Here is a 26235-nt window from a genome sequence, read left to right as displayed (position 1 = left end):
GTCAGCGAAGTCCGGTGGAGCGGCGCAGCGCCGCCTGGATGAGCCGGTCCACCAGCTCCGGGTAGCTGATTCCGCTCGCCGCCCACATCTGCGGGTACATCGAGATCGGTGTCATGCCCGGCATGGTGTTGATCTCGTTGATGACGAACTCGTCGTCCTCGGTGAGGAAGAAGTCCGCGCGGACCAGGCCCTCGCAGGACGCGGCCTCGAAGGCGTCCACCGCGAGGCGCCGCACCTCGGCGGTCTGCTCCGGCGTGAGCGGCGCCGGCACGATGCCCGGCGTCGAGTCGATGTACTTGGCCTCGAAGTCGTAGTAGGCGTGCGCCTGGGCCGGCGGGATCTCCGAGGGCACGCTCGCCCGCGGCCCGTCCGCGAACTCCAGCACCCCGCACTCGATCTCGCGGCCCCGGAGCGCCGCCTCGACCAGGATCTTCGGGTCGTGCCGCTGCGCCTCGGCGATCGCCTCGTCGAGCCCGGAGAGGTCGTCGACCTTGGTGATGCCGATCGAGGAACCCGCGCGCGCCGGCTTCACGAACAGCGGCCAGCCGTGGTCGCCGGCCAGGTCGACGATCTTCTTGCGGGCGGCGGACTCGTCCAGCTCCCACTCGCGCGGCCGGATCACCACATACGGGCCGACCTTGAGCCCGAAGGAGGTGAACACCCGCTTCATGTACTCCTTGTCCTGGCCGACGGCCGAGGCGAGCACGCCCGAACCCACGTACGGGACACCGGAGAGCTCCAGCAGGCCCTGGAGGGTGCCGTCCTCGCCGTACGGGCCGTGCAGCACCGGGAAGACGACGTCGATCTCGCCGAGCGCCTTGGGCACCGATCCCGGTTCGCTGTAGACGACTTCGCGGCTCGCCGGGTCGACGGGGAGCACCACGCCGCCCTCGCTGGACTCCGCGAGGTCGTCGACCTCGGGGGTGCGGCGGTCGGCGATCGCCATGCGGTCGGGCTCGTCGGCCGTGAGCATCCAGCGGCCTTCCCGGGTGATGCCGATCGGCAGGACGTCGTACTTCGTCCGGTCGATGGCACGCAGCACGGCGCCGGCGGTGACCACGGAGATCCCGTGTTCGGAGCTGCGGCCGCCGAACACGACGGCCACGCGCGGCTTGCGGGCGGGCTGCTCAGGGCTCTGGGGAAGGTTCTCGGTGCTCATATCGCGATGAGAGTACCCGTTGGTAGTGCGCTGAGACAGCGACCGCCCCGCCGGGGAGAACGGCGTCGCTCAGCGTCGTTCGGGCTTCGCGCTGCGCGACATCAGCTCCTTGAGGGCGACCACCGGAGGCTTGCCCTCGTGCACGATGTCCACGACCGTCTCGGTGATCGGCATCTCCACGCCGTGCCGGCGGGCCAAGTCCGCGACGGACTCACAGGACTTGACGCCCTCGGCGGTCTGCTTGGTGACCGCGATGGTCTCCTGGAGGGTCATGCCCTTGCCGAGGTTGGTGCCGAAGGTGTGGTTGCGGGACAGCGGCGAGGAGCAGGTCGCCACCAGGTCGCCGAGGCCCGCGAGTCCGGAGAAGGTCAGCGGGTCGGCGCCGAGCGCGATGCCGAGCCGGGTGGTCTCCGCGAGGCCGCGCGTGATCAGCGAGCCCTTCGCGTTGTCGCCGAGCCCCATGCCGTCCGCGATGCCGACGGCGAGCCCGATCACGTTCTTCACCGCGCCGCCGAGCTCGCAGCCGACCACGTCGGTGTTGGTGTACGGCCTGAAGTACGGCGTGTGGCAGGCCGCCTGGAGCCGCTGGGCCACCGCCTCGTCGGTGCACGCGACCACCGCGGCGGCCGGCATCCGGGCGGCGATCTCCCGCGCGAGGTTGGGTCCGGTGACGACGGCGATGCGGTCGGCGCCGACCTTGGCGACGTCCTCGATCACCTCGCTCATCCGCATGGCGGAGCCGAGTTCGACGCCCTTCATGAGGGAGACGAGGATGGTGTCGGGCGCGAGCAGCGGCGTCCACTCGGCGAGGTTCGCGCGCATGGTCTGGGACGGCACCGACAGGATCGTGAAGTCGGCGCCCGCGGCTGCCTCGGCGGGGTCGGTGGTGGCCCGCAGGTTCGCCGGGAGTTCGACGCCGGGCAGGTAGTCGGGGTTCGTACGGCCGGAGTTGATCGCCTCGGCCACCTCCGCGCGCCGCGCCCACAGGGTGACCTCGCACCCCGCGTCGGCCAGCACCATCCCGAACGCCGTACCCCACGAACCGGCGCTGAACACCGCCGCCTTGACGGGCTTGCTCACGTACCCTGCCCCTCTTCCTGGTGTTCCCGCTGTTCCTTCTCCTGCGTCTGGGCCTCGGTCCTGCGGCGCTGCTCGATCCGCTCGCGGCGCGGGTCGTAGGGCGTCTCGGGCGCCTTCTCGCCGCGGATGTCCTCCAGCTGGCGGGTGACGGCGGCCATGATGACCTCGGTCGCCTCCTTGAGGACGTCCGCGGACATCTCCTTGTCGTAGAAGCGCGAGAGGTCCACCGGCGGGCCGGCCAGGACGTGGTGGGTCTTGCGCGGCAGGATGTACGCCTTCTTGCTGTACGGCGGCAGGAGTTCGTTGGCGCCCCACTGGGCGATGGGGATCACCGGGCACTTGGTCTGCAGGGCGACGCGCGCGGCACCGGTCTTGGCGGTCATGGGCCAGCCGTCCGGGTCGCGGGTGATCGTTCCCTCCGGGTAGAACACCACGCACTCGCCGCGCTGTACGGCGTCCACGGCGGCCCGGAAGGCGCTGAGCGCGTCGGTGGACTCGCGGTAGACGGGGATCTGTCCGGTGCCGCGCATCGCGGCGCCGACGAATCCCTTCTTGAAAAGCCCGCTCTTCGCGAGGAATCGCGGAACCCGTCCGGTGTTGTACTGATAGTGCGCGTACGCGAAGGGGTCCACGTGGGAATTGTGGTTCACCGCGGTGATAAATCCGCCCTCGGCCGGAATGTGCTCCATTCCGCGCCAGTCCCGCTTGATCAGAACCACCAGCGGCGGTTTGCAGAGCACCGCGGCGAAGCGGTACCAGAATCCGACTCTGCGGCGGGGCACGCGCGCACCTTTCTCTAGGCGTCGAGGACATCGGCCCATGGGGCCGCACAAGTGTCGCCCCAGGCCGCCGGTCTGTCGAGAACACGGTACGCCCCGATGGCGCGACCGCCAGATGGCCGAGGTGACGGCTGAGTGACAATGGCCGCGACAAGAGAGGGACGGAACGCTCGTGCAGTGGACGTTGGTCATACCCGTGAAACCCCTGGCGCGGGCCAAGAGCAGGCTCTCGGACACCGCGCACGACGGGGTGCGCCCGGGCCTCGCCCTCGCGTTCGCGCAGGACACCGTGGCGGCGGCGCTGGCCTGCCCGGCGGTCAAGGATGTGGCGGTCGTCACGGACGACGCCCGCGCGGGCCGTGAGCTGGCCGCGCTGGGCGCCCGGATCGTCGCCGACGAGCCCTCCGGCGGCCTGAACGCGGCGCTGGCGCACGGGGCGGCCGTCGTGCGCGCCGAGCGCCCGGAATGCGCCGTGGCCGCCCTGAACGCGGATCTCCCGGCTCTGCGCCCCCTGGAATTGTCCCGGGTCCTGGACGCGGCCGCGGAATTCCCGCGCGCTTTTCTCGCGGATGCGGCGGCCATCGGCACCACGCTGCTGACCGCGGCCCCGGGCCTGGAATTGCTCCCGGCATTCGGCCCCGATTCCCGGGCCCGCCATCGCGCGTCGGGAGCGGTGGAACTCCGCCTGGCCGCGGTGGATTCCGTACGCCAGGACGTGGACACCGGCGACGACCTGCGCACGGCCCTCGCCCTCGGCGTGGGCGCCCGGACGGCCGCGGTGGCCGCGCAGTTGCTGATCCCCGGGCAGTAGGCTGCCGGCATGCAGGCGACCGCGTACACGTACGACCCCGAGACCCGCAGCGGGCAGGTGTTGCTGGACGACGGCACGCCCGTGTCGTTCGACGCGGCGGCGTTCGACGCGGGTGGGCTGCGGCTGCTCCGGCCCGGTCAGCGGGTCCGTATCGAGACGGAGACCGAGGGCACGGTCGTCCGGGTCACCCTCGTGACGCTGCAGACGTTCTGAACCCGGGCTGAACCCAGTCCCGAACACGCCGCGGGCCGGACTCCGATGCGGAGTCCGGCCCGGCGCGTGAGTACCCCTGTGCCCTTACCTCTTGCGGGCGGTGGCCTTCTTGGCGGTGGTGGTGCGAGCCGTCGACTTCTTGGCGGGCGCCTTCTTGGCGGTCGCCTTCTTCGCCGGGGCCTTCTTGGCCGTCGCCTTCTTGGCCGTGGTCTTCTTCGCCGCGGTGGTCTTGGCGGCGCCGGTGGCCTTCTTGGCCGTGGTCTTCTTCGCGGTCGTCTTCTTGGCGGTGGCCGTGGTCTTCTTGGCCGTCGTCTTCTTCGCGGTGGTCTTCTTCGCCGCGGCCGTCGCCTTCTTCGCCGGGGCGGCCTTCTTCGCGGCGGCCTTCTTCACCGTCGCCGTCGCCCCGCCGGACAGGCTGCCCTTGGGCGCCTTCTTTACGGCCACCTCGCCACCGCGCGGCAGCTTCTTCGAGCCGCTCACCAGGTCCTTGAACCCCTGGCCCGCGCGGAAGCGCGGCACGGAGGTCTTCTTGACCCGAACCCGCTCGCCCGTCTGGGGGTTGCGGGCGTAGCGGGCCGGACGGTCGACCTTCTCGAACGAACCGAAGCCGGTGACCGAGACCCGGTCCCCCGCGACGGTCGCGCGGACGATGGCGTCCAGGACCGCGTCGACGGCCTCGGCGGCCTGCTGACGGCCACCGACCTTGTCGGCAATCGCTTCTACGAGCTGCGCCTTGTTCACGTCTTCCCCTTCGGAGACATTGCCAGAACGAAAGTGTTCAAGCTTTTTCGCACGTTAGGCAGATATATACCGCAAATCAAACACGAAACGGGCTTATCACCCATGCGCCGCAACGAACTCGGCTGTCTCGGCTGCGTTCAGCAGTCCTCTTCGGGGATTCGACCCTCGTCGAGGTCCGCGGTGAACGCCTCCAGTCGCCTTGCCGCGTCGGCGAGATCGTGCTTGGCCGCGGCCGTAATGACCAGCAGCTTCCGGGTCAGCGCCATCCGTACGCCCTCCGGGACTTGCAGTGCGCGCACCCTTGTGTGCGCTTCCTTGAGTTGGACCGCGACTGCCGCATAGAGCTCGAGTTGGCCGTCGTGTTCCATGCACAGATTGTGCCATCTGGGGCGAGTTGTCGCCTGCGGGGGTCGCAACTGTGCCCTCAAACGGCCTTCCAGGCGTGTGCGAAAGCCACGGTCTCTGCATCCGCGTACCCCCGCAACACCCTTTGTAACGTGGGAAGTTGAACGAAAGCCAGTGCCTGTGCGAAGACATTCGTCCGCAGACACGGCTGTACCCCCGATCGGGCTGATCGGGGGTACAGCGGGGGGTGTGGGTGGCCGGATCTCGACCTGTTCAGTTGCTCCGAAGGAGGGTTGCCGTCACGCCTGGAGCGTGCGCGGCTTGAACGAGGGGCGCTTGGCCTCGTACGCCGCGATGTCCGCCTCGTTCTGGAGGGTGATGGAGATGTCGTCCAGCCCGTTCAGCAGCCGCCAGCGGGAGTTCTCGTCCAGCTCGAAGCTCGCGGTGATGCCCTCGGCGAGCACCTCGCGGGCCTCCAGGTCGACGGTGATCTCGGCCTGGGGGTCGTTCTCGCTGAGCTCCTGCAGCGCTTCCACGATCTTCTGGTCCAGAACCACCGTGAGCAGGCCGTTCTTGAGCGAGTTGCCGCGGAAGATGTCGGCGAAGCGGGAGGAGATGACGGTCTTGAAGCCGTAGTTCTGCAGCGCCCACACGGCGTGCTCGCGGGAGGAGCCGGTGCCGAAGTCGGGGCCCGCGACCAGGACCGTGGCTCCCTTGCGCTCGGGCCGGTTGAGGATGAAGTTCTCGTCCTTGCGCCAGGCCTCGAACAGCCCGTCCTCGAAACCGTCCCGGGTCACCTTCTTGAGCCAGTGAGCAGGGATGATCTGGTCGGTGTCGACGTTCGAGCGGCGCAGCGGGACGGCCCGGCCGGTGTGCTTGGTGAATGCTTCCATGACTGATCAGACTCCAGCGGGGACGTCGGCGAGGTCGGCGGGCGAGGCGAGGTGGCCCAGCACGGCCGTGGCCGCGGCGACCTGCGGCGAGACCAGGTGCGTACGACCGCCCTTGCCCTGCCTGCCCTCGAAGTTGCGGTTGGAGGTGGACGCGGAGCGCTCACCCGGGGCCAGCTGGTCCGGGTTCATGCCCAGACACATCGAGCAGCCCGCGTGCCGCCATTCGGCGCCGGCCTCCTTGAAGACGACGTCCAGGCCCTCGGAGACGGCCTGCAGACCGACGCGAGCGGAGCCCGGGACGACCAGCATCCGTACGCCGTCGGCGACTTTGCGGCCCTTGACGAGCTCGGCCGCCGCACGCAGGTCCTCGATGCGGCCGTTGGTGCACGAACCTACGAAGACGGTGTCCACCTTGATGGAGCGCAGCGACTGCCCGGCCTCCAACCCCATGTATTCCAGGGCCTTTTCGGCGGCGAGGCGCTCCGAAGCGTCTTCGTACGAAGCCGGGTCGGGGACGGCGGCCGAAAGCGGCGCGCCCTGACCGGGGTTGGTGCCCCAGGTGACGAACGGCGACAGTTCGGCGGCCTCGATGACGACCTCGGCGTCGAACTCGGCGTCCTCGTCCGTCTTCAGGGTCTTCCAGTACGCGACGGCCGCGTCCCAGTCCTCGCCCTGCGGGGCGTGCGGGCGGCCCTTGAGGTACTCGAAGGTGGTCTCGTCGGGGGCGACCATGCCCGCGCGGGCACCGGCCTCGATCGACATGTTGCAGATGGTCATCCGGGCCTCCATCGAGAGTTTCTCGATGGCCGGGCCCCGGTACTCCAGGACATAGCCCTGGCCGCCGCCGGTGCCGATCTTCGCGATGATCGCGAGGATCAGGTCCTTGGCGGTGACGCCCTCGGGCAGTTCGCCGTTGACCGTGATGGCCATGGTCTTCGGGCGGGCCATGGGCAGCGTCTGGGTGGCCAGCACGTGCTCGACCTGGGAGGTGCCGATACCGAAGGCCAGACCGCCGAACGCGCCGTGCGTGGAGGTGTGGGAGTCGCCGCACACGACCGTCATGCCGGGCTGGGTCAGGCCCAGCTGCGGGCCGACGACGTGCACGACGCCCTGCTCGACGTCGCCCAGCGAGTGCAGGCGCACGCCGAACTCGGCGGCGTTCTTGCGCAGCGTCTCCAGCTGGACGCGGGAGACCGGGTCGGCGATCGGCTTGTCGATGTCGAGGGTCGGGGTGTTGTGGTCCTCGGTCGCGATGGTGAGGTCGAGGCGGCGCACCTTGCGGCCGCTCTTGCGCAGTCCGTCGAAGGCCTGCGGGCTGGTCACCTCGTGCAGGAGGTGCAGATCGATGAAGAGGAGGTCGGGCTCGCCCTCGGCGCGCCGGACGACATGGTCGTCCCAGACCTTCTCCGCGAGTGTCCTACCCATCGCTTTCCCTCCGGCCGGCAAACGTCCACCGGCCCAACTAGAGATCTTGAGGAGACGGCACCCGGCCCCAGTTCACGGGCAACCGTCATCCGGCCCGTCCGGTCAGCGGGCCGCTGTGCATACAAGGGTTGCGCGTCTCACGGAAAAATGAACTTGCGTTTCACAGAGTGAGACGTGAGTATCGTTGCATGGACAACAGTAGCGGCGTCGGCGTTCTGGACAAGGCAGCCCTTGTCCTGAGCGCCCTGGAGTCCGGGCCCGCCACGCTCGCAGGATTGGTGGCGGCCACCGGACTGGCACGACCAACGGCCCACCGACTGGCCGTGGCCCTGGAGCACCACCGCATGGTGGCACGCGACATGCAGGGCCGTTTCATTCTCGGCCCCCGTCTCGCGGAGCTGGCCGCGGCGGCCGGCGAGGACCGTCTGCTCGCGACCGCGGGCCCGGTGCTCACGCATCTGCGGGACGTGACGGGCGAGAGCGCCCAGCTCTACCGCCGCCAGGGCGACATGCGCATCTGCGTCGCCGCCGCGGAGCGCCTGTCCGGACTGCGGGACACGGTCCCGGTCGGTTCGACGCTCACCATGAAGGCCGGCTCCTCCGCGCAGATCCTGATGGCCTGGGAAGAGCCGGAGCGCCTGCACCGGGGCCTGCAGGGCGCCCGCTTCACCGCCACCGCGCTCTCGGGCGTACGCCGCCGCGGCTGGGCCCAGTCCATCGGCGAGCGCGAGCCGGGCGTCGCGTCCGTCTCCGCGCCCGTGCGCGGCCCCTCCAACCGCGTGGTGGCCGCCGTCTCGGTCTCCGGCCCCATCGAGCGCCTGACCCGCCACCCGGGCCGGATGCACGCCCAGGCGGTCATCGACGCCGCGGCCCGCCTCTCGGAGGCCCTGCGCCGCACCGGCTGACGTACCGGGCCGGCACACGGGAGCGTTAGCGGGGAGAGCCGCCCCAACGCCGCGGCAGGCCCTCCCCGCTCCCCCGATGCCCCCCCTGGTCACCCGGTCTTCTCGGCCACCGCCTCCGGCTGCGAGCGGTGGGCGAACCGGTCCTTCGCGTACCGGCCTCGCTTCTCCAGCGGGATCTGCCCGTGCGCGGCAGCGAGGCCGAACGCCGGCATGTCCCCGTAGATCGCCTCGTACGAGCCCTCCGGCACGACGTACGCCTCGTGCCAGATCCCCACCTCACCTCGCAGCCTGCCCTCGCGCTCCTTGCGGTTGAGCGTGGCCCACGCCTTGTGGTGGAAGGCGTCCGGCGCGGTCGCGTAGGCGTACAGCTTCTCCTTGGACTCCCAGTACTGGACGACGTAGTACGTGCGGGGCGAGGCCGTCAGCAGGACACGGCTGAGCAGGCCCCGGGCGGGGTCCTTCTCCAGCTCCCGCAGCATGCGGAACATCGCGAGCATCACCGGCAGCCACAGATGGATGGCCCAGAAGCGGTTGACGCGCATGCCGATCAGCAGGACGACGACATCGCCCTTCGCATCGGCTGTCGTACGGGACACCATGACGACTCCCCCTCGTTGGTGAGCAGCGCTATCCGAGCGACGATGCTTGGATAGTGCCGGTATCCGAGAAGGAGCGCAAGACATGCGGCTCGCCGAACTGAGCACGCGCAGTGGCGTGTCCACCGCGACGATCAAGTACTACCTGCGCGAAGGCCTGTTGCCGCCGGGCCGCCAGATCAACACGACGACCGCCGAGTACGACGAGGAGCATCTGCGCCGGCTGCGGCTGGTCCGCGCGATGATCCAGGTGGGCCGGGTGCCAGTGGCGACGGTCAGGGAGGTGCTGGGGCATGTGGACGACGACTCCCTGCCCCGCACGATCCGTCTGGGCGCGGCACTGTGGTCACTGCCGCAGGTGCCCGAGCCGGACGAGGACGACGAGTACGTACAGGCCGCCCAGCAGGAGGTGGCCGCGCTCCTGGACCGGCTGGGCTGGGAGAACGCCAAGCAGCTCGCGACCATCTCCCCCGCGTACCGCTCACTGGTGGTGTCGGTGGCCGCGTTCCGCCGGCTCGGTTACGGCTGGGGGGCGGAACTGATGGCGCCGTACGCCGAGTTGATGCACCGCACGGCCGTCCTCGACCTGGACAACATGGAGACGCATCCCTCGGAGGAGGAGCGGATCGAGTTCGCGATCCTCGGGGCGATCATCAACGAGCCGATCCTGCAGTCGCTCCACCGACTGGCCCAGGAGGAGGAGACGGCACGGCGGTACGGCTTCGGCGAGTGACCGGCGGACACGACGAAGGCCCCCCGCCTCAGCGGAGGGCCTTCCTTTCGAGTACCCCCGACCGGATTCGAACCGGCGCTACCGCCTTGAGAGGGCGGCGTGCTAGGCCGCTACACAACGGGGGCGAGGATCTTGCGAGCGTTGACGTGCACCGCCGCAGATCCGAGCTGGTCTACCTGGACTCGAACCAAGACTAACTGAACCAGAATCAGTCGTGCTGCCAATTACACCATAGACCAATGATGGTTTAGACCAGTTTGTACCCCCGACCGGATTCGAACCGGCGCTACCGCCTTGAGAGGGCGGCGTGCTAGGCCGCTACACAACGGGGGCCCTAGCGATCATCCGTAGAAGATCTCCGTACCCCCGACCGGATTCGAACCGGCGCTACTGCCTTGAGAGGGCAGCGTGCTAGGCCGCTACACAACGGGGGCTTTTGCGGATGAGCTCCGCGAGCTGGCCTACCTGGACTCGAACCAAGACTAACTGAACCAGAATCAGTCGTGCTGCCAATTACACCATAGGCCACTGGAACGCAAGCCCCTGCGGGGATCTTGTTCTAGTTCGCTCCGTCGGTTCCGGCCTTTCGGCCCGCTCCCCGGCGGCGCAGGAAGAACATTACCCGAAGGTGGACGGGGCTCCAAAACGGGTATCCGCGCCGAGGATCGCGGGGAGTTCGGCGAGGGAGGCGATCCTGCGGCGGCCGACGGGGGCATCGTCGCCGATGTGGACGCCCGCACGGTCGATCCACACGGACAGCAGCCCGGCCTCGGCGGCGCCGCGTCCGTCGATCTCCGGGTGGTCGCCGACGTACGCGACCTCCCGCGGTGCGAGGTCGAGGGCGTCGCAGGCGGCCAGGAAGGCGCCGGCCTCGGGTTTGGAGACACCGAGTTCGGCGGCGCAGAGGATGACCTCGAAGCGGTCGTGCACACCGAGGGCGCGCAGCTTGCGGTCCTGGACGTGGATGCTGGAGTTGGACAGCACGGCGTGCCGGTGGCTGGCGGCGAGGGCGTCCAGGACCGGCAGGACGTCCGGGAAGAGGGCCCAGGCGGCCTCGTAGTGCGTCAGGTACCGCGCGAACCAGCCGTCGGCCTCGGCGTCGCTCAGCGCCTCGCCGAGGAACACCCGGATCCGCTCGCGCCGCTGGTCCTCGAAGGACAACTCCCCCGCGGAGAACCGCGCCCACTGCAGATCGGTGACCTCCCGCCACCGCACGAGGGCCTGCTCCACGGTGTCGTACCCGCCGAGCAGGCCCTCGGCGGCGAGATGCGCCCCCATGCCGACGCGGTCCGCGGTCGTGTAGTCGAAGAGGGTGTCGTCGACGTCCCAGACCACGGCGCGAATGCTCATGATCCGACGGTAACGCCCCGAGGGGTGTGCCGGGAGGCGGAACGTGCGCAGGCCTGGGGAAAAGCCGAAGGGCGGCAGCCGTGTCGGCCACCGCCCTTGTCGCGCTGGTGCGTTACGACGTCAGCTTCGCCAGGGCCCTGTCGATCCTCGCCAGGGTCTTCTCCTTGCCCAGGACCTCCAGGGACTCGAAGAGGGGCAGGCCCACCGTGCGGCCGGTGACCGCGACGCGGACCGGGGCCTGAGCCTTGCCGAGCTTGAGGCCGTGGGCCTCGCCGGCGGCCAGGACGGCCTCCTTGAGGGACTCCGCGGAGGTCCAGTCGGCGGACTCCAGCTTCTCGCGGGCGGTCGTCAGGAGCGCGTCGCTGCCCTCCTTCATCGCCTTGTTCCAGGACGCCTCGTCGAAGACCGGCTCCGGCAGGAACAGGAAGTCGACGTTGTCGGTGATCTCCGACAGGACCTTGAGGCGGGTCTGGGCGTGCGGGGCGATCGCGTGCCACTTGGACTCGTCGAAGTCCTCCGGGGCCCAGGGCGCGAACGGCGCCCGCAGCCAGGGGGCACAGCGCTCCGTGAAGTCCTTCACGTCCAGCATGCGGATGTGGTCGCCGTTGATCGACTCGCACTTCTTCAGGTCGAAGCGGGCCGGGTTGGGCTGGACGTCCGCGATGTCGAAGGCCGCGACCATCTCGTCGATCGTGAAGATGTCCTGGTCGGCGGAGAGCGACCAGCCGAGCAGGGAGAGGTAGTTGAGCAGCCCCTCGGGCAGAAAGCCGCGCTCGCGGTAGAGGTTGAGCGAGGACTCCGGGTCGCGCTTGGAGAGCTTCTTGTTGCCCTCGCCCATGACGTAGGGCAGGTGCCCGAAGGCCGGGGTCTGCTTGGCGATGCCCAGCTCGATCAGCGCCTTGTAGAGCGCGATCTGCCGCGGGGTGGAGGACAGCAGGTCCTCGCCGCGCAGGACGTGGGTGATCTCCATCAGGGCATCGTCGACCGGGTTCACGAGCGTGTACAGGGGCGCGCCGTTGGCTCGTACGATCCCGTAGTCCGGGACGTTCTCCGGGGTGAACGTCAGCTCGCCGCGGACCAGGTCCGTGAAGGTGATCGTCTCGTCGGGCATCCGGAAGCGGACGATCGGGGTGCGGCCCTGGGCCTTGTACTCCTCGACCTGCGCCTCGGTGAGGTCGCGGCAGTGGCCGTCGTAACCGGACGGCCGACCGGCGGCGCGGGCGGCCTCGCGGCGGGTGTCCAGCTCCTCCTGGGAGCAGTAGCAGTGGTAGGCGTGCCCGGCGGCGAGGAGCTTCCGCGCGACGTCGGCGTAGATGTCCATCCGCTGCGACTGGCGGTAGGGCGCGTGCGGGCCGCCGATCTCGGGGCCCTCGTCCCAGTCGAAGCCCAGCCAGCGCATCGCGTCGAGGAGCTGGTCGTACGACTCCTCGGAGTCGCGGGCCGCGTCGGTGTCCTCGATGCGGAAGACGAGCGTGCCCTGGTGGTGGCGGGCGAAGGCCCAGTTGAACAGGGCGGTGCGGACCAGGCCCACATGGGGGTTACCGGTGGGCGACGGGCAGAAACGTACGCGGACGGGTGCGCTAGCCACGCTTGACAACCTTGTTGGTGAGAGTGCCGATGCCTTCGATGGTGACGGCGACCTCGTCGCCGACGGTGAGCGGCCCGACGCCTGCCGGGGTGCCCGTGAGGATCACGTCGCCGGGGAGCAGCGTCATGGCCTCGGTGATGTTGACGATCAGATCCTCGATCGGGTGGATCATCTCGCTGGTGCGGCCGAGCTGGCGTTGTTCGCCGTTGACCGTGAGCTGGATGGTCAGGTCGGACGCGGTGGCGAGGCCGATGTCCGTCTCCACCCAGGGGCCGAGCGGGCAGGAGGTGTCGAAGCCCTTGGCCCGGGCCCACTGCTTCTCGCGCCGCTGCACGTCACGCGCGGTGACGTCGTTGGCGCAGGTGTAGCCGAAGATCACGTCGGCCACCCGCTCGCGCGGGACCTCGCGGCACATCCGGCCGATGACCACGGCGAGCTCGGCCTCGTGGTGCAGTTCCTCGGAGAAGGAGGGGTACTGGATCTCGTCGCCGGGGCCGATCACGGAGGTGGCGGGCTTGAAGAAGGCGAACGGCGCGTCCGGCACCTCGTTGCCCAGCTCGCGCGCGTGCTCCGCGTAGTTGCGGCCGAAGGCCACGACCTTGTTGGGGAGCACCGGCGGCAGCAGCCTGACCTTGCTCACCGGGACCTTCGTGCCGGAGAGCTCGAAGTCCGCGAACGGGATGCCCTTGATGATGTCGAGGACGAGCTCGTCCGGCCTGTCGCCCTCGACCGCGCCGAAGGCGACGTTCCCGTCGATGGAGAATCTGGCGATGCGCACGGGATCCTGGCGCCCCTCACTGAAGCCGGTGGAGTCTGACGCTCCAGGCTAACGCGGGAGCAAGCCGCCGACTTGCGCATTACTGCGGGCGGGCGGCTTGAGTGATCAGTGCGCCGGGTGCGTACTACTCCGCGACGGAGGCGGTGGCGGGGATCTCCATGAGGACGGTGCGCCTGGGGTTGGCGGTCTGTGCGGGAAGGTCGAGGGCGTGCTCCTGCTCGGGGGTCTGCAGGGTGTCGGCGTCCTCGAGGTGCGCCAGGGTCGTGCGCCGCGGGTTGGCTATGTTGTGGAACATCATCGTCGTCTTCACGGTTGTACTGACCCTGTCGTCGGTGTGTGGGTTGGCAGTTGCCTGCATCTTGTAAAGCGTCAGGCTAAACATCCAATTCCCACGGGAAGCCGTGAGGAGCCCATGATCGGCGTGTGAGTTTGCTCACGGGGCGACCGGCAAACCGGTCAATTCAGGCCCGCAACCCACCCCAACGAAACGGACATTGACCCCCTGAAGGCATCATTCCGCTCCTGATCATGGCGACTGGGACACCGCCCGATCCCGTCCAACTCGCGGAGTTACGCCCGTTTTAGGGAAGATCCCTTTCTACGCCTGGTTACTCCGTACTCACGTGCTGTCACTTAGGTCACGGCATGACCCGTGAGCCTTGTTGGAGATCCTGCACTGTGCTGGAATGCCACGGACCGCCGCAGGATCGAGCCGGCGCACAGGGGGCGCAACCGAGCGCCGAGTGGCGGCGAGAGGGGGAACCAGCGCCGGTCACTCAAGACCATCAGGGGGGCGCGTTCAGGGCGCTCCCCAAACGCCGACACCGTGTCTTTCCGTTCACGCGGAGGGGCGCCTGGTCCAGAGGTTGCGACGCTAGTGCAGGGACGTTTCAAGAGGGATGGCAGTGCTTCGGCTGAGCCGGAGCCGCACGGCGGGACTGGCCCCGTAAACGGCAGTTCCTCGCCCCAGCACGCCCAGAACCCGGGCCCGGCACCGTCCGGCGACGGCGGTGAGCGCTCCGGGCGCCCCGGCGCGTCGGCCCCCACCGGATCGCCGGCCACCGCTCCGCCGGTCAAGCCGCCCAAGGGTCCGAGCGGCCCCGGCTCGCGCGTCGCGCTGCGCAACTGGCGTATCTCCACGCGCCTGGTCTCGCTGCTCGCGCTCCCCGTGGTCGCCGCCACCTCGCTGGGTGCCCTGCGCATCAGCGACAACATGGACGACATCCAGCAGCTCGACAACATGAAGCTGCTGACGGAGATGACCAAGCAGGCCACCGAGCTGGCCGCCGCGCTCCAGGAGGAGCGCGACCAGTCGGCCGGTCCGCTGGCGCACGGCTCCAAGGCGAGCGACTACACGGTCAAGGGCTACCGGGACAAGACGGACCGGGCCAAGCAGAACTTCATCGACGCCGCCGAGCAGATCGACACCTCCAACGGCGACGGTTCCCTCCAGGGTGTCCGCGAGAGCCTCGTCGGCGTGGTCAGCGACCTGGAGGACCTGCCGAAGGACCGGGCCAGCGCGTACGAGGCGAAGCTCAACTCCTCGCAGACCGTCGAGGCCTACCACCGGCTCATCACGCACCTGCTGGACCTCTCCCAGGACATGGCCGAGGCCACCAGCAACCCCGAGATGATCCAGCGCACCCGCGCCCTGGCGGCGTTCTCCTCCGCCAAGGAGTACGCGTCGATGCAGCGTGCGATCCTGGCGGCCGCCCTGCCCGCGAACAACTCCAGCTTCGGCCAGCTGTCGGAGAACGACCGCCTCTACGCCGACTCGGCGCTGGAGAGCCAGATCTCCGAGCTGCGCAGCTTCAAGAGCATCTACGGCACCGAGAAGGCCGCCGCGCTCCTCAAGCCCATCGAGGAGAACAACGCGACCATCAAGGCCACCGACACCTACGCCAGCCGCGCGCTGGCCGGCCAGGGCGGCTTGCAGGACCTGCAGAAGCGGTCGTACCAGGACTGGGTGGACGACAGCTCGACCAAGATCGAGCAGATGAAGAAGATCGAGCACACGCTGCTCGAGGACATGGAGCAGAAGGCCCGCGAGCTGCGCTCCGCCTCCGAGCGCGAGGCGATCATCTCCGGTGCGCTGATCCTGCTCGTGCTCGGCGTCTCCCTCGTCGGCGCCTTCGTCATCGCCCGCTCCATGATCCGCTCGCTGCGCCGCCTGCAGGAGACCGCCAACAAGGTCGCCCAGGACCGGCTGCCCGAGCTGGTCAAGCAGCTGTCGGAGTCGGACCCGCAGGACGTCGACACCTCCGTCGAGTCGGTCGGTGTGCACTCCCGGGACGAGATCGGCCAGGTGGCCGCGGCCTTCGACGACGTGCACCGCGAGGCGGTCCGCCTCGCCGCCGAGCAGGCCCTCCTGCGGGGCAACGTCAACGCGATGTTCACCAACCTCTCGCGCCGCTCCCAGGGCCTCATCCAGCGTCAGCTCTCGCTCATCTCCGAACTGGAGTCCCGCGAGGCCGACCCGGACCAGCTCTCCTCGCTGTTCAAGCTCGACCACCTCGCGACGCGCATGCGCCGTAACGGTGAGAACCTCCTCGTCCTCGCGGGTGAGGAGCCCGGCCGCCGCTGGACCCGCCCGGTCCCGCTGGTCGACGTGCTCCGCGCCGCCGCGTCCGAGGTGGAGCAGTACGAGCGCATCGAGCTGGCCGCCGTGCCGACGACCGAGGTCGCCGGCCGAGTGGTCAACGACCTCGTGCACCTGCTCGCCGAGCTCCTCGAGAACGCGACCTCCTTCTCCTCCCCGCAGACCAAGGTCAAGGTCACCGGTCACGCGCTGCCCGACGGCCGCGTGCTGATCGAGATCCACGACACCGGTATCGGCCTCTCCCCCGAGGACCTCGCGGCGATCAACGAGCGGCTCGCCTCGCCGCCCACCGTGGACGTCTCCGTCTCCCGCCGCATGGGTCTGTTCGTGGTCGGCCGGCTGTCCCAGCGCCACGGCATCCGCATCCAGCTGCGCCCGTCCGACTCCGGTGGTACGACCGCGCTGGTCATGCTGCCCGTGGACGTCGCCCAGGGCGGCAAGAAGCCGCAGGGCAAGCCCGGTCAGGGCGCCGGTGCCGGTGGCCCGGCCGCCGCGCAGGCCGCCGCCGGTGTGGCAGCGGCCCGGCGCCAGGCGGGTGCCGGTGCGCCCGGTGGTCCCGCCCTCGGCGCGGGTGCGCCGGGCGGTGCTCCCGGTGGTGCCCTCGGTGCCGGCGCGCCCTCCGGTGGCGGGCGGCTCGGGGCCGGTCAGGGGCCGCGGGCCGCACTGCCGGGCGCCGGGGACGGCAACGGCCGTCCGGGTGCGCCGGGTGGTGCGCGTGGACCGCAGTCGCCGACCGCTCCTCCGCAGGGCCGGCCGGCTCCCGCGGGCGCGGGTGCCGGGTTCGGGCAGGCGCCGGGCGCGCCGCAGGGCCTCCAGGCCGCGGGCACGGGCCGGGACGGTTTCGGCGCCCAGGACGCCTTCGGCGGTCAGGACAGCTTCGGCGGCGCTCGTGGCGCCGTACCGCCGCAGTCCTCGCAGTCCCCGCAGTCCGGCAACTCCTCGAACCCCTCCGAGCAGAAGCAGGGCCGCGGACGTCGTGGGCGCATCCCGCAGCTGCCGGGGCGTGGTGGTCCGCGCGCCGAGCTGCCGGGCGGCAACCAGCCGCGCACGCCGAGCTGGAGCGACGAGAACGCGCAGCCGCCGGTGCCGCGCGCCTCGCTCGACACCCCGCGCGGTCACGACGAGACCTCCCGGATGCCGCGCATCGACGCGACCTCCGAGATGCCGGCGATCGGGCGCACCGACGAGCGCCAGGGTCCCGCCGCCACCTCCGAGTTCCCCCGCCCCGACTTCGGCGCGAGCAACCCGAACAACCCGCAGCACACGGGCCAGTACGGCCGTCCCGGCGCCAACCCCTCGCAGAACACCGGGCAGTTCCCGCGTCCGGGCGCCGAATCGCCGCAGAACACCGGGCAGTTCGGCCGCCAGGAGTACGCGCAGCCCGGTGCGAACGGCAGCTCGGGTCAGTTCGTCCGCTCGGACGTCTTCGGCGGGCCGAGCGGCCAGAACAACCCGAACAACCCGGCGAACACCGGCCAGTTCGCGAGCCCGACGGCCTACGACCCCAGCTCCACGGGCCAGTTCGCCACCCCGGGCTACGACGGCAGCTCCACCGGCCAGCACTCGCTGCCGGGCCGTCAGAACGGCGGCGGCACCGGGCAGTTCGAGCGTCCGCAGGGCGACTTCGGTGCCCAGCGTCCGCCGGTCCCGCCGCGTCCGCAGCAGCGGCCCGCCCGCCAGGAGCCCGAGGCGCTGCCGCCGGCCTCCGGCCCCGGCGACGGTCGTACCCCGCTGTACGACACCCTGGAGACCAACTGGTTCCACGGCGGACCGGGCGGTGGCCGGCCGAACGGCAACGGCTCCGCTCCCGCCCCGCAGCAGTCGCAGGCTCCGGCCGCGCCCGCCGCACCCCAGCGTCCCGCGACCTCCAGCTGGCGCAGCTCGCCGAACGACGACCTCGTCCGGCAGGCAGAGCGCGTCCGGCAGCCGGCCGCGGGCGGCGTCACCACCTCCGGCCTGCCGCGCCGGGTGCCCCGGGCGAACCTCGTCCCGGGCACGGCTCAGCAGCAACAGCACCAAAGCGGTCCGGCAGTCTCGCGTGCGCCTGACGACGTACGCGGCCGTCTGACCAATCTCCGTCGGGGCATCGCGCAGGGTCGACAGGCCGGTACCGGCCAGACCGGCAGCTTCCCGAGCCCCACTCACCAGCAGGAGCGTTAGTTGAGCCAGATGAGCCAGGCGGCACAGAACCTCAACTGGTTGATCACCAACTTCGTGGACAACACCCCTGGTGTGTCCCACACCGTCGTCGTCTCCGCCGACGGTCTCCTTCTGGCGATGTCGGAAGGCTTTCCGCGCGACCGCGCCGATCAGCTGGCGGCCGTGGCCTCCGGGCTGACCTCACTGACGGCCGGGGCCTCCCGGATCTTCGAGGGCGGCAACGTGGCGCAGACGGTCGTCGAGATGGAGCGCGGGTTTCTCTTCCTCATGTCCGTCTCGGACGGTTCGTCCCTGGCCGTGCTCGCGCACCCCGAGTGCGACATCGGCCTGGTCGGCTACGAGATGGCGCTGCTCGTCGACCGTGCAGGTGCGGTCCTCACACCGGACCTGCGCGCCGAACTACAGGGCAGTCTGCTCCACTGACCGGCTAGGATCCACCCCCCTCACGACATCACCGTCCGGCCGACACAATCCCCCCACCGGCCCCGAAAGACGGCCAGCCCGACCGACTTGCTGTCCCGCCCGGAGGATTCATGACCCCGCCCACCGCCTCTCATGATCCGTACGCGGAGCCGTACGAGGATGAGGGCGACCAGCCGCTGGTACGTCCGTACGCGATGACCGGTGGCCGGACCCGGCCGCGCTATCAGCTCGCCATCGAGGCGCTGATCAGCACCACGGCCGATCCCGCAGCACTCATGGGGCTGCTCCCGGAGCACCAGCGCATCTGCCACCTGTGCCGTGAGGTCAAGTCGGTCGCCGAGGTGTCCGCGCTCCTGGCCATGCCGCTGGGCGTGGCCCGCATTCTCGTCGCGGACCTGGCGGAGGCCGGGCTCGTCGCCATCCACCAGCCGGGCGGCGACGAGACGACCGGTGCGCCGGACGTGACACTGCTCGAAAGGGTGCTCAGTGGACTTCGCAAGCTCTGACGGAGGGCGGGCCACCACCTCCGCGAAGATCGTGGTGGCGGGTGGTTTCGGCGTCGGCAAGACGACCTTCGTCGGCGCCGTCTCCGAGATCAACCCGCTGCGCACCGAGGCCGTCATGACGTCCGCGTCCGCGGGCATCGACGACCTCACCCACACCGGGGACAAGACCACCACCACGGTGGCCATGGACTTCGGCCGCATCACGCTCGACCAGGACCTGATCCTCTACCTGTTCGGCACGCCGGGCCAGGACCGTTTCTGGTTCATGTGGGACGACCTGGTCCGTGGTGCGATCGGCGCGGTGGTGCTCGTGGACACCCGGCGCCTGGCCGACTGCTTCCCCGCGGTCGACTACTTCGAGAACAGCGGACTGCCGTTCGTCGTCGCCCTCAACGGCTTCGACGGACACCAGCCCTACCAGCCCGAAGAGGTGCGCGAGGCCCTGCAGATCGGCCCCGACACCCCCATCATCACGACCGACGCCCGGCATCGGGCCGACGCCAAGAGCGCGCTGATCACGCTGGTCGAGCACGCGCTCATGGCACGGCTGCGATAGCACTCAAGTCAGCCATGTCGTACGGCAGTTGTCGTAGACGCATCGGAGCCGGCTGTGGCCTTTGACACGGTCGGCCCCGGTGTTCATAACGTTTCGGCAGAGGAATCGGGTGGTACGGCCACGGGTCGTTGCCAACTGGTGTCGCTGCGCACACAAAGGCCCCGTCTTTTGACGGGGCTCGCTCTTTATGACCGTTTTATCTGGGGCTTACATCACACGGAATCCTCGCTTTCCACTGTTTGGAAGAGCGCTGGTCGTCGTGCTGGAATGCCTGAACTGCCCAATAGTCAAAGACGTACTCAGTAGTACTGCGTACTCAGTGGCGAACTGGGCTCTGAGACACTGCGGCACAACGTTGGTGCCCGCCGCCGAGAGGTTGTTGGTCGAGTGAGGCGAAGCAAGAACGGTCCCGAGCCGTCGGCCCGGGGCAACTTCACCCCGCCGCCGCGCGGAGCGGCGCCCGCCCCTGTGCCCGGATCGGAGCCAACGGCCGCGCCGGCCCCAAGCGGCGGCCGTCTCTCCCCGCGCAACTGGCGCGTTCCGACCCGGCTGAACGCGATCCTGCTCATACCCGTGGCGGTCGGCCTGGTGATGGGCGGCTTCCAGGTGAAGGGCTCGATCGACACCTGGCAGGACGCCAAGGACGCGGAGAACACCGCCCGTCTGGTGCAGGCCGCCCTGACCTACAGCAACGCGGTGCTGGTCGAGCGTGACGCCACCGCCGCGCCGCTGCTCAAGGGCAAGAGCATGACCGCCGCCGACAAGGCGACCGTCGCCAAGCTCCGCAAGGACACCGACGAGGCCGCCGACGTCTTCGACGAGGCCGCCCAGAACATGCCGGACCGGCCCAACCTGGTCCGCCGCCTGGAGCGCTTCCGCAAGGTCGAGCCGGAACTCGCGACCATCCGCGAGAACGCGTACACCTCCAAGTACTCGGGCGTGCAGACCGAGGAGAAGTACGTCGACATCGAGCACCCGCTGCTCGAGTTCTCCAACGAGCTCGGCCTCGGCACCGGAAACATCACCAGCTACGGCCGCTCGGTCTACGCCATCGCACTCGCCAAGGGCGCTCTCTCGCTGGAGCGCGCCATCGGCATGCATCTGCTGGTCAACCCGGGCCCCAAGGCCAGCGACCTGGCCACCCAGCGCGTCGCCCTGACCTCGTACGCCTATCTGGAGGGCATCGCGCTCCAGGAGTACCAGGCCGGTGGCACCGACGAGGACCTCGCCAAGCTGAACGCGGCCGTCGCGCAGATCAAGGCCGACGGCACGGCGCTGGCGAAGCAGGCGGCCGCGAAGGCCGCCGCCGCGGGCACGAAGTACGTGCCGCCGCCGTCCGACGACCCGACCGACATGGTCAAGGGCATGGCGTCCCTGCAGACCACGGACCCCGCCGCGCGCGAGGCCCTGGCGGAGCAGGGCATCACGGCCGAGAACTGGTGGGGCATCACGACCCTCAAGTTCGACGCCTACCGCAAGCTGGAGAAGACCAAGGCCGACACCGCGGTGAGCGAGGCGTCGACCATCGCGGACAACGCCAAGCGTGACGCGCTGATCACCGGTGCCGTCGTCGTGGTCGCCCTGCTGCTCGCGTTCATCCTGGCCGGCGCCGTCGCCCGGCAGATGTCCCGCTCGATGCGCCAGCTGCGCAACGCCGCCTTCGGCATCGCCGAGCAGCGGCTGCCGATGCTGGTCGACCAGCTCTCGCGCACCGACCCCGGCCGGGTCGACACCCGGGTCGCGCCCATCCCGATCAACACCCGGGACGAGATCGGCGAGGTCGCCCGCGCCTTCGACCAGGTCCACCGTGAGGCCGTCCGGCTCGCCGCCGAGCAGGCCCTGCTGCGGGGCAACATCAACGCGATCTTCACCAACCTCTCGCGCCGCAACCAGTCGCTGATCGAGGGCCAGCTGACCCTGATCACCGACCTGGAGAACAACGAGGCCGACCCGGACCAGCTGGAGAACCTCTTCCGCCTGGACCACCTCGCGACCCGTATGCGCCGCAACGGCGAGAACCTCCTGGTCCTCGCCGGCGAGGAGCCCGGCCGCCGCTGGGACCAGCCGGTCCCGCTGGTCGACGTGCTGCGCGCCGCCTCCTCCGAGGTGGAGCAGTACGAGCGCATCGAGCTCTCCGGCGTCCCGGAGGCCGAGATCCACGGCCGCGCGGTCACCGACCTCGTGCACCTGCTCGCGGAGCTGCTTGAGAACGCGACGACGTTCTCCTCCCCGCAGACCAAGGTCCGCGTCACCGCGACCCGGCTGCCCGACGGCCGCATCATGATCGAGATCCACGACAAGGGCATCGGCCTCACCGCCGAGGACTTCGCGGACATCAACCACAAGCTCGCGAACCCGCCCACCGTCGACGCCGCGATCTCCCAGCGCATGGGCCTGTTCGTGGTCGGCCGGCTGTCCGACCGGCACGGCATCCGGGTCCAGCTGCGCCCCTCGGGCGAGCAGGCCGGCACCACCTCGCTGGTCATGCTGCCCGACGCGATCACCCACGGCGGTGGTGGCGAACAGCAGGCTCCGGTCGACGAGTTCACCGTCTCGCAGATCATCCCGGAGCAGAACTTCCAGGGTGAGGACTTCAACAACGGCCTGCCGATGCGCACGGCCGCCGAACTCGGCTTCGACGACAGCCGCTACGCCGAGATCCCGGACGACATCCGCGAGCTCGACCCGGTCGGCCGCTCACTGATGCGTGAGGAGCGCCGCGCGGCCCTGGAGGGCCGGCAGGGGCAGGGCCAGCCGGGCCAGGACTCCCCCGAGTCCGCGCCGTACGCCGACGCGTTCGACGCGCCCCAGGCCTACGACAACGGCCACGGCGGCTTCCCGGAGCAGAACACCGGCTCCTTCGACCCGCGCCCGGCGTACGAGGAGCAGCAGCAGACTCCGTACGAGGAGCAGCAGCGCCCGTCGTACGAGGAGCCGTACTTCGCGCCGAACGGCGGGCTGCCGCAGAACGACACGTTCTCGTCCAACGGCGGCTACCCCGAGCCCTCGTATGCGGAGCCGGTCCAGGACGAGCCCGGGTCCGTCCGCGGTGGCGTACCGGAGTCCTTCCCGGCCTTCGAGGAGCGCCGCCACCAGGACGACTGGCCGCAGCAGGACAGCTACCAGACCGGGTACCAGGACCAGTACGCTCCGGAAACGGAATCTGCGCAGGCCGCTGACGTCAGTGAGCGCGACCGCGTAGGCTTCGAGCGTCCGGGACCGGCTCCCTCCGCCGCCCACGAGCTGACCGACGCCGGACTGCCGCGCCGCGGTTCCTTCGCGAACGGCACGAGCGGTTCGAACGGCACTCGGCACGTGAGCCAGGAGGCGCCGGCACCGGTCTCCGCGCCGGAGAGCAACACCGGCACCAACGGGAACGGCGACTGGCGCTCGGCCAACGACGAGCGCTGGCAGCAGGCTTCCGCGCTCCGGAAGCCCAAGGCGGGCGGGGTCACCTCCTCCGGTCTGCCGCGGCGGGTCCCCAAGGCCAACCTGGTCGAGGGAGCCGCCACCAGCACCCCCCAGGGAGGCCCACAGGTCTCCCGCGCTCCGGAGGACGTCCGGGGCAGGCTGAGCAACCTGCGTCGCGGCGTCCAGCGCGGGCGCAACGCAGGCAGTGAAACGAACGGCCAGGGCTTCGGTCCTGACAGCACCTACAACCAGGAGCGTTAGTGTGAGCCCGATGAGCCAGGCGGCACAGAACCTGAACTGGTTGATCACCAACTTCGTGGACAACACCCCGGGGGTGTCCCACACCGTGGTGGTCTCCGCCGACGGACTCCTTCTGGCGATGTCCGAAGGGTTTCCGCGCGACCGCGCCGATCAGCTCGCGGCCGTCGCCTCCGGTCTGACCTCGCTGACCGCCGGTGCCTCGCGCATCTTCGAGGGCGGCAGCGTGAACCAGACGGTTGTGGAGATGGAGCGGGGATTCCTGTTCATCATGTCCATCTCCGACGGATCCTCGCTCGCGGTCCTGGCCCACCCCGAGGCGGACATCGGCCTCATCGGGTACGAGATGGCCCTTCTGGTGGACCGTGCCGGTACGGTCCTGACGCCGGATCTCCGTGCGGAACTCCAGGGCAGCCTGCTCAACTGACAGACAGACGGTGCGTTTTGGCGTCCCGAGGCCATAAGGTTTCGGGACGCGGCTCCACAGGGATGGGTGCCCGGCACAGTCGGAGGAGGAGAAAGTGGCAACACCCCCAGGCGGTTCGAATTCGGGCAACTGGTCGTACGGCCCTGCCCAGGGCCCGAACGACGGTTCCCAGAACCCGAACCGTTACAACTTCCCCTCCGCCCCGAGCCAGCGGCGTGGACCGTACGCGCCCCAGGGCCCCCAGGGTCCCGGGCCGTCGCCGTACGACCAGCCGCCGGCGCCGCGTATCCAGCCCGTGCAGCCGCAGCGACGCTCCCCCGAGCCGGCGCCCGCGGGGGCGTCGAACAACCCGCTGGTGCGTCCGTACGCCATGACCGGTGGCCGGACCCGCCCGCGCTACCAGCTCGCCATCGAGGCGCTGGTGCACACCACCGCGCAGCCGCACCAGATGCAGGGCCAGTTGCCCGAGCATCAGCGGATCTGCAACCTCTGCCGTGAGATCAAGTCGGTGGCCGAGATCTCGGCCCTTCTGACCATCCCTCTCGGCGTGGCCAGGATCCTCGTCGCCGACTTGGCGGAGGCGGGACTGGTCGCCATCCATCAGCCCGGCGGCGACGAGAACGCCGGCGGCCAGCCAGACGTGACACTGCTCGAAAGGGTGCTCAGTGGACTTCGCAAGCTCTAGCGGCGGTCCTTCCCGCTCCACCACCTCCGCGAAGATCGTGGTGGCGGGCGGCTTCGGCGTGGGCAAGACCACGTTCGTCGGCGCCGTCTCGGAGATCAACCCGCTGCGCACAGAGGCCGTGATGACATCCGCTTCGGCGGGCATCGACGACCTCACCCACACCGGAGACAAGACGACCACGACGGTCGCCATGGACTTCGGCCGCATCACCCTGGACCAGGACCTGATCCTGTACCTCTTCGGTACGCCGGGCCAGGACCGCTTCTGGTTCATGTGGGACGACCTGGTCCGCGGCGCGATCGGCGCGATCGTGCTGGTCGACACCCGGCGCCTGGCCGACTGCTTCCCCGCGGTCGACTACTTCGAGAACTCGGGTCTTCCCTTCGTCATCGCCCTCAACGGCTTCGACGGCAACCAGCCGTACAACCCCGACGAGGTGCGCGAGGCCCTGCAGATCGGCCCCGACACCCCGATCATCACGACGGACGCCCGCCACCGCGCGGACGCGAAGTCGGCACTGATCACCCTGGTCGAGCACGCCCTGATGGCCCGCCTGCGGTAGCAGTCCCTGCGGAACAGGCCCCTCCTCGGAGGGGCCTGTTCTGTTCGGGGGCGACGACGTGCACGCAGAAGGGCCCCTCCCGGCCGGGAGGGGCCCTTCTGCGTGCTGCGGGGCTCAGTGCCAGCTGTGCGGGGCCCGGAAGCCGCCCTCGCGCTCCAGGCGACGCCAGCCCGCCTTGGGGCCGCGGTGGGCCGGGGTCTCGGCGGGCCGGGCGGCGGCGCGGGCGAGGAGGACGGCCGTGATGGCGGCGACTTCCTCGGGCTCGGCGTGGCCCTTCTCGACGCGGATGTCAGGGGTGTTCATAGGTCTCAGTCTCCGTGAGAGAGGTTTCCGCGAGGGTGTCGCGGAGGGTCCGCTGGGTTACTGCGGGGGGTTGCCGTGCTTGCGGGAGGGCAGGTCGGCGTGCTTGGTCTGCAGCATGGCGAGGGAGCGGATGAGGACTTCGCGGGTCTCGGTCGGGTCGATGACGTCGTCGACCAGGCCGCGCTCGGCCGCGTAGTAGGGGTGCATCAGCTCGGACTTGTACTCCTTGACCATGCGGGCCCGCATGGCCTCGGGGTCCTCGGCCTCGGCGATCTGCCGCCGGAAGATGACGCCGGCGGCACCTTCGGCGCCCATCACGGCGATCTCGTTCGTCGGCCAGGCATACGTGAGGTCGGCACCGATGGACTGGCTGTCCATGACGATGTACGCACCTCCGTAGGCCTTGCGCAGGATCAGGGAGATCCGGGGCACGGTCGCGTTGCAGTAGGCGTACAGGAGCTTCGCGCCGTGGCGGATGATCCCGCCGTGCTCCTGGTCGACGCCCGGGAGGAACCCGGGGACGTCCAGGAAAGTGACGATCGGGATGTTAAAAGCGTCACACATCTGGACAAAGCGCGCAGCTTTTTCGCTGGCCTCGATGTCCAGGACGCCGGCGAGGGTCTGCGGCTGGTTGGCGACGATGCCGACCACCTGGCCGTCGAGGCGGGCCAGCGCGCAGATGATGTTGCGCGCCCAGCGCTCGTGGACCTCCAGGTACTCGCCGTCGTCGACGATCTCCTCGATGACCTTGGCCATGTCGTACGGGCGGTTGCCGTCGGCCGGGACCAGGTCGAGCAGGATGTCGCTGCGGCGGTCCACGGCGTCCGTGGGCTCCACCCGCGGCGGGTTCTCGCGGTTGTTCTGCGGCAGCAGCGAGAGCAGGTAGCGGACCTCGGCGATGCAGGTCTCTTCGTCGTCGTAGGCGAAGTGGCAGACCCCGCTGGTCTCG

Annotated in this window: 26 protein-coding genes and 5 tRNA genes; 12 read left to right on the top strand and 19 right to left on the bottom strand. The window is 69.8% G+C overall.

Going from position 1 to position 26235, the window contains the following annotated elements; genetic code table 11:
- Position 1: 1 nt before the first annotated feature.
- From MQP27_RS42250 to MQP27_RS42240, 3 genes are all read right to left on the bottom strand, one after another.
- Positions 2–1159 carry a D-alanine--D-alanine ligase family protein gene (locus tag MQP27_RS42250; protein WP_242775577.1) on the bottom strand — a complete coding sequence of 386 codons (1158 nt, stop codon included), beginning with the start codon at positions 1157–1159 and terminating at the stop codon, positions 2–4.
- Positions 1160–1228: 69 nt separating this feature from the next.
- Positions 1229–2239: an NAD(P)H-dependent glycerol-3-phosphate dehydrogenase gene (locus MQP27_RS42245; protein ID WP_242775576.1), complete on the bottom strand. Its 1011-nt coding sequence runs from the start codon at positions 2237–2239 to the stop codon at positions 1229–1231.
- Positions 2236–3021, bottom strand: a complete 786-nt coding sequence (locus tag MQP27_RS42240) for a lysophospholipid acyltransferase family protein (protein ID WP_242775575.1) — start codon at positions 3019–3021, stop codon at positions 2236–2238. The genes MQP27_RS42245 and MQP27_RS42240 overlap by 4 nt, the downstream gene beginning before the upstream one ends.
- A gap of 169 nt (positions 3022–3190) precedes the next feature.
- Here MQP27_RS42240 and cofC point away from each other — a divergent pair, with 169 nt between their 5' ends.
- Both cofC and MQP27_RS42230 read left to right on the top strand, forming a co-directional pair.
- Positions 3191–3829 (top strand): 2-phospho-L-lactate guanylyltransferase, encoded by a 639-nt coding sequence (gene cofC, locus MQP27_RS42235; protein WP_242775573.1) that lies wholly within the window; start codon positions 3191–3193, stop codon positions 3827–3829.
- Positions 3830–3838: 9 nt separating this feature from the next.
- Positions 3839–4042, top strand: a complete 204-nt coding sequence (locus MQP27_RS42230; RefSeq protein WP_242775571.1) for a hypothetical protein — start codon at positions 3839–3841, stop codon at positions 4040–4042.
- An 84-nt stretch (positions 4043–4126) separates the two neighbouring features.
- Here MQP27_RS42230 and MQP27_RS42225 read toward each other — a convergent pair whose 3' ends face one another.
- From MQP27_RS42225 to leuC, 4 genes are all read right to left on the bottom strand, one after another.
- Positions 4127–4783 carry an HU family DNA-binding protein gene (locus MQP27_RS42225; protein WP_242775569.1) on the bottom strand — a complete coding sequence of 219 codons (657 nt, stop codon included), beginning with the start codon at positions 4781–4783 and terminating at the stop codon, positions 4127–4129.
- A gap of 137 nt (positions 4784–4920) precedes the next feature.
- Positions 4921–5151, bottom strand: coding sequence for an SCO5555 family protein (locus MQP27_RS42220; protein WP_242775567.1), 231 nt, complete (start codon positions 5149–5151; stop codon positions 4921–4923).
- A 276-nt stretch (positions 5152–5427) separates the two neighbouring features.
- Positions 5428–6021: a 3-isopropylmalate dehydratase small subunit gene (gene leuD, locus MQP27_RS42215; RefSeq protein WP_242775566.1), complete on the bottom strand. Its 594-nt coding sequence runs from the start codon at positions 6019–6021 to the stop codon at positions 5428–5430.
- Positions 6022–6027: 6 nt separating this feature from the next.
- A complete protein-coding gene (leuC, locus tag MQP27_RS42210; RefSeq protein ID WP_242775565.1) occupies positions 6028–7446 on the bottom strand; it encodes a 3-isopropylmalate dehydratase large subunit in 1419 nt (472 codons plus the stop codon).
- 188 nt (positions 7447–7634) lie between these two features.
- Here leuC and ndgR point away from each other — a divergent pair, with 188 nt between their 5' ends.
- Entirely contained in the window at positions 7635–8351 is a 717-nt protein-coding gene (gene ndgR, locus MQP27_RS42205; protein ID WP_015036427.1) for an IclR family transcriptional regulator NdgR, read from the top strand.
- A gap of 89 nt (positions 8352–8440) precedes the next feature.
- On the opposite strand, the gene MQP27_RS42200 is transcribed toward ndgR, so the two are convergent.
- A complete protein-coding gene (locus tag MQP27_RS42200) occupies positions 8441–8950 on the bottom strand; it encodes a DUF4188 domain-containing protein (protein ID WP_242775564.1) in 510 nt (169 codons plus the stop codon).
- An 82-nt stretch (positions 8951–9032) separates the two neighbouring features.
- On the opposite strand from MQP27_RS42200, the gene MQP27_RS42195 reads away from it, so the two are divergent.
- The gene (locus MQP27_RS42195) at positions 9033–9680 is read left to right on the top strand and encodes a MerR family transcriptional regulator (RefSeq protein WP_242775563.1); all 648 of its coding nucleotides are present in this window, start codon (positions 9033–9035) and stop codon (positions 9678–9680) included.
- Between the two features lie 52 nt (positions 9681–9732).
- Here MQP27_RS42195 and MQP27_RS42190 read toward each other — a convergent pair.
- The 9 genes from MQP27_RS42190 to MQP27_RS42150 all read right to left on the bottom strand — a co-directional run bounded on the left by MQP27_RS42190 (position 9733) and on the right by MQP27_RS42150 (position 13706).
- A tRNA-Glu gene (locus MQP27_RS42190) sits at positions 9733–9805 on the bottom strand.
- A 42-nt stretch (positions 9806–9847) separates the two neighbouring features.
- Positions 9848–9919: transfer RNA gene (locus MQP27_RS42185), tRNA-Gln, on the bottom strand.
- A gap of 21 nt (positions 9920–9940) precedes the next feature.
- Positions 9941–10013, bottom strand: a tRNA-Glu gene (locus MQP27_RS42180).
- Positions 10014–10041: 28 nt separating this feature from the next.
- Positions 10042–10114: transfer RNA gene (locus tag MQP27_RS42175), tRNA-Glu, on the bottom strand.
- Between the two features lie 22 nt (positions 10115–10136).
- Positions 10137–10208: transfer RNA gene (locus MQP27_RS42170), tRNA-Gln, on the bottom strand.
- Between the two features lie 90 nt (positions 10209–10298).
- Complete coding sequence (locus MQP27_RS42165; protein ID WP_242775562.1) at positions 10299–11030, bottom strand: HAD family hydrolase; 732 nt, start codon at positions 11028–11030, stop codon at positions 10299–10301.
- 112 nt (positions 11031–11142) lie between these two features.
- Positions 11143–12627, bottom strand: a complete 1485-nt coding sequence (gltX, locus tag MQP27_RS42160; protein WP_242775561.1) for a glutamate--tRNA ligase — start codon at positions 12625–12627, stop codon at positions 11143–11145.
- Positions 12611–13396, bottom strand: a complete 786-nt coding sequence (locus tag MQP27_RS42155) for a fumarylacetoacetate hydrolase family protein (protein ID WP_242775560.1) — start codon at positions 13394–13396, stop codon at positions 12611–12613. The genes gltX and MQP27_RS42155 overlap by 17 nt, the downstream gene beginning before the upstream one ends.
- Before the next feature lie 124 nt (positions 13397–13520).
- Complete coding sequence (locus MQP27_RS42150) at positions 13521–13706, bottom strand: hypothetical protein (protein ID WP_242775558.1); 186 nt, start codon at positions 13704–13706, stop codon at positions 13521–13523.
- A gap of 567 nt (positions 13707–14273) precedes the next feature.
- Between MQP27_RS42150 and MQP27_RS42145 the strand changes: the two genes are divergently transcribed.
- From MQP27_RS42145 to MQP27_RS42110, 8 genes are all read left to right on the top strand, one after another.
- Positions 14274–18155 carry a sensor histidine kinase gene (locus MQP27_RS42145; RefSeq protein WP_242775556.1) on the top strand — a complete coding sequence of 1294 codons (3882 nt, stop codon included), beginning with the start codon at positions 14274–14276 and terminating at the stop codon, positions 18153–18155.
- A 9-nt stretch (positions 18156–18164) separates the two neighbouring features.
- Positions 18165–18578 (top strand): roadblock/LC7 domain-containing protein, encoded by a 414-nt coding sequence (locus MQP27_RS42140; RefSeq protein WP_003973453.1) that lies wholly within the window; start codon positions 18165–18167, stop codon positions 18576–18578.
- A gap of 110 nt (positions 18579–18688) precedes the next feature.
- A complete protein-coding gene (locus MQP27_RS42135; protein WP_016432454.1) occupies positions 18689–19084 on the top strand; it encodes a DUF742 domain-containing protein in 396 nt (131 codons plus the stop codon).
- Positions 19065–19640, top strand: coding sequence for a GTP-binding protein (locus tag MQP27_RS42130; RefSeq protein ID WP_133046741.1), 576 nt, complete (start codon positions 19065–19067; stop codon positions 19638–19640). Before MQP27_RS42135 ends, MQP27_RS42130 begins: the two co-directional genes overlap by 20 nt.
- Before the next feature lie 387 nt (positions 19641–20027).
- Positions 20028–23312: a nitrate- and nitrite sensing domain-containing protein gene (locus MQP27_RS42125; RefSeq protein ID WP_242775554.1), complete on the top strand. Its 3285-nt coding sequence runs from the start codon at positions 20028–20030 to the stop codon at positions 23310–23312.
- Between the two features lie 10 nt (positions 23313–23322).
- On the top strand, positions 23323–23736 hold the full coding sequence (locus tag MQP27_RS42120; protein ID WP_004983065.1) for a roadblock/LC7 domain-containing protein: 414 nt from the start codon (positions 23323–23325) through the stop codon (positions 23734–23736).
- Positions 23737–23830: 94 nt separating this feature from the next.
- Positions 23831–24421, top strand: a complete 591-nt coding sequence (locus tag MQP27_RS42115; protein WP_242775553.1) for a DUF742 domain-containing protein — start codon at positions 23831–23833, stop codon at positions 24419–24421.
- Positions 24402–24983, top strand: a complete 582-nt coding sequence (locus tag MQP27_RS42110; RefSeq protein WP_026248371.1) for a GTP-binding protein — start codon at positions 24402–24404, stop codon at positions 24981–24983. The genes MQP27_RS42115 and MQP27_RS42110 overlap by 20 nt, the downstream gene beginning before the upstream one ends.
- A 114-nt stretch (positions 24984–25097) precedes the next feature.
- On the opposite strand, the gene MQP27_RS42105 is transcribed toward MQP27_RS42110, so the two are convergent.
- Both MQP27_RS42105 and MQP27_RS42100 read right to left on the bottom strand, forming a co-directional pair.
- Complete coding sequence (locus tag MQP27_RS42105) at positions 25098–25286, bottom strand: acyl-CoA carboxylase subunit epsilon (RefSeq protein ID WP_242775552.1); 189 nt, start codon at positions 25284–25286, stop codon at positions 25098–25100.
- Positions 25287–25343: 57 nt separating this feature from the next.
- On the bottom strand, positions 25344–26235 hold an 892-nt coding region (locus MQP27_RS42100; protein ID WP_278197197.1), incomplete at its 5' end, for an acyl-CoA carboxylase subunit beta.

The sequence above is a fragment of the Streptomyces cylindrosporus genome (assembly GCF_022698165.1).
GTDB lineage: Bacteria > Actinomycetota > Actinomycetes > Streptomycetales > Streptomycetaceae > Streptomyces > Streptomyces cylindrosporus.
This window is presented reverse-complemented; position numbering and strand designations above follow the sequence as displayed.

Bases quoted from the DNA above. Each gene is read 5' to 3' on its own strand.
- MQP27_RS42195 (WP_242775563.1), top strand. From the start codon at position 9,033: ATGCGGCTCGCCGAACTGAGCACGCGCAGTGGCGTGTCCACCGCGACG.
- MQP27_RS42135 (WP_016432454.1), top strand. From the start codon at position 18,689: ATGACCCCGCCCACCGCCTCTCATGATCCGTACGCGGAGCCGTACGAG.
- MQP27_RS42250 (WP_242775577.1), bottom strand. From the start codon at position 1,159: ATGAGCACCGAGAACCTTCCCCAGAGCCCTGAGCAGCCCGCCCGCAAG.
- MQP27_RS42165 (WP_242775562.1), bottom strand. From the start codon at position 11,030: ATGAGCATTCGCGCCGTGGTCTGGGACGTCGACGACACCCTCTTCGAC.
- ndgR (WP_015036427.1), top strand. From the start codon at position 7,635: ATGGACAACAGTAGCGGCGTCGGCGTTCTGGACAAGGCAGCCCTTGTC.
- leuD (WP_242775566.1), bottom strand. From the start codon at position 6,021: ATGGAAGCATTCACCAAGCACACCGGCCGGGCCGTCCCGCTGCGCCGC.
- MQP27_RS42200 (WP_242775564.1), bottom strand. From the start codon at position 8,950: ATGGTGTCCCGTACGACAGCCGATGCGAAGGGCGATGTCGTCGTCCTG.
- MQP27_RS42105 (WP_242775552.1), bottom strand. From the start codon at position 25,286: ATGAACACCCCTGACATCCGCGTCGAGAAGGGCCACGCCGAGCCCGAG.
- MQP27_RS42230 (WP_242775571.1), top strand. From the start codon at position 3,839: ATGCAGGCGACCGCGTACACGTACGACCCCGAGACCCGCAGCGGGCAG.
- MQP27_RS42220 (WP_242775567.1), bottom strand. From the start codon at position 5,151: ATGGAACACGACGGCCAACTCGAGCTCTATGCGGCAGTCGCGGTCCAA.
- MQP27_RS42140 (WP_003973453.1), top strand. From the start codon at position 18,165: ATGAGCCAGGCGGCACAGAACCTCAACTGGTTGATCACCAACTTCGTG.
- MQP27_RS42120 (WP_004983065.1), top strand. From the start codon at position 23,323: ATGAGCCAGGCGGCACAGAACCTGAACTGGTTGATCACCAACTTCGTG.
- leuC (WP_242775565.1), bottom strand. From the start codon at position 7,446: ATGGGTAGGACACTCGCGGAGAAGGTCTGGGACGACCATGTCGTCCGG.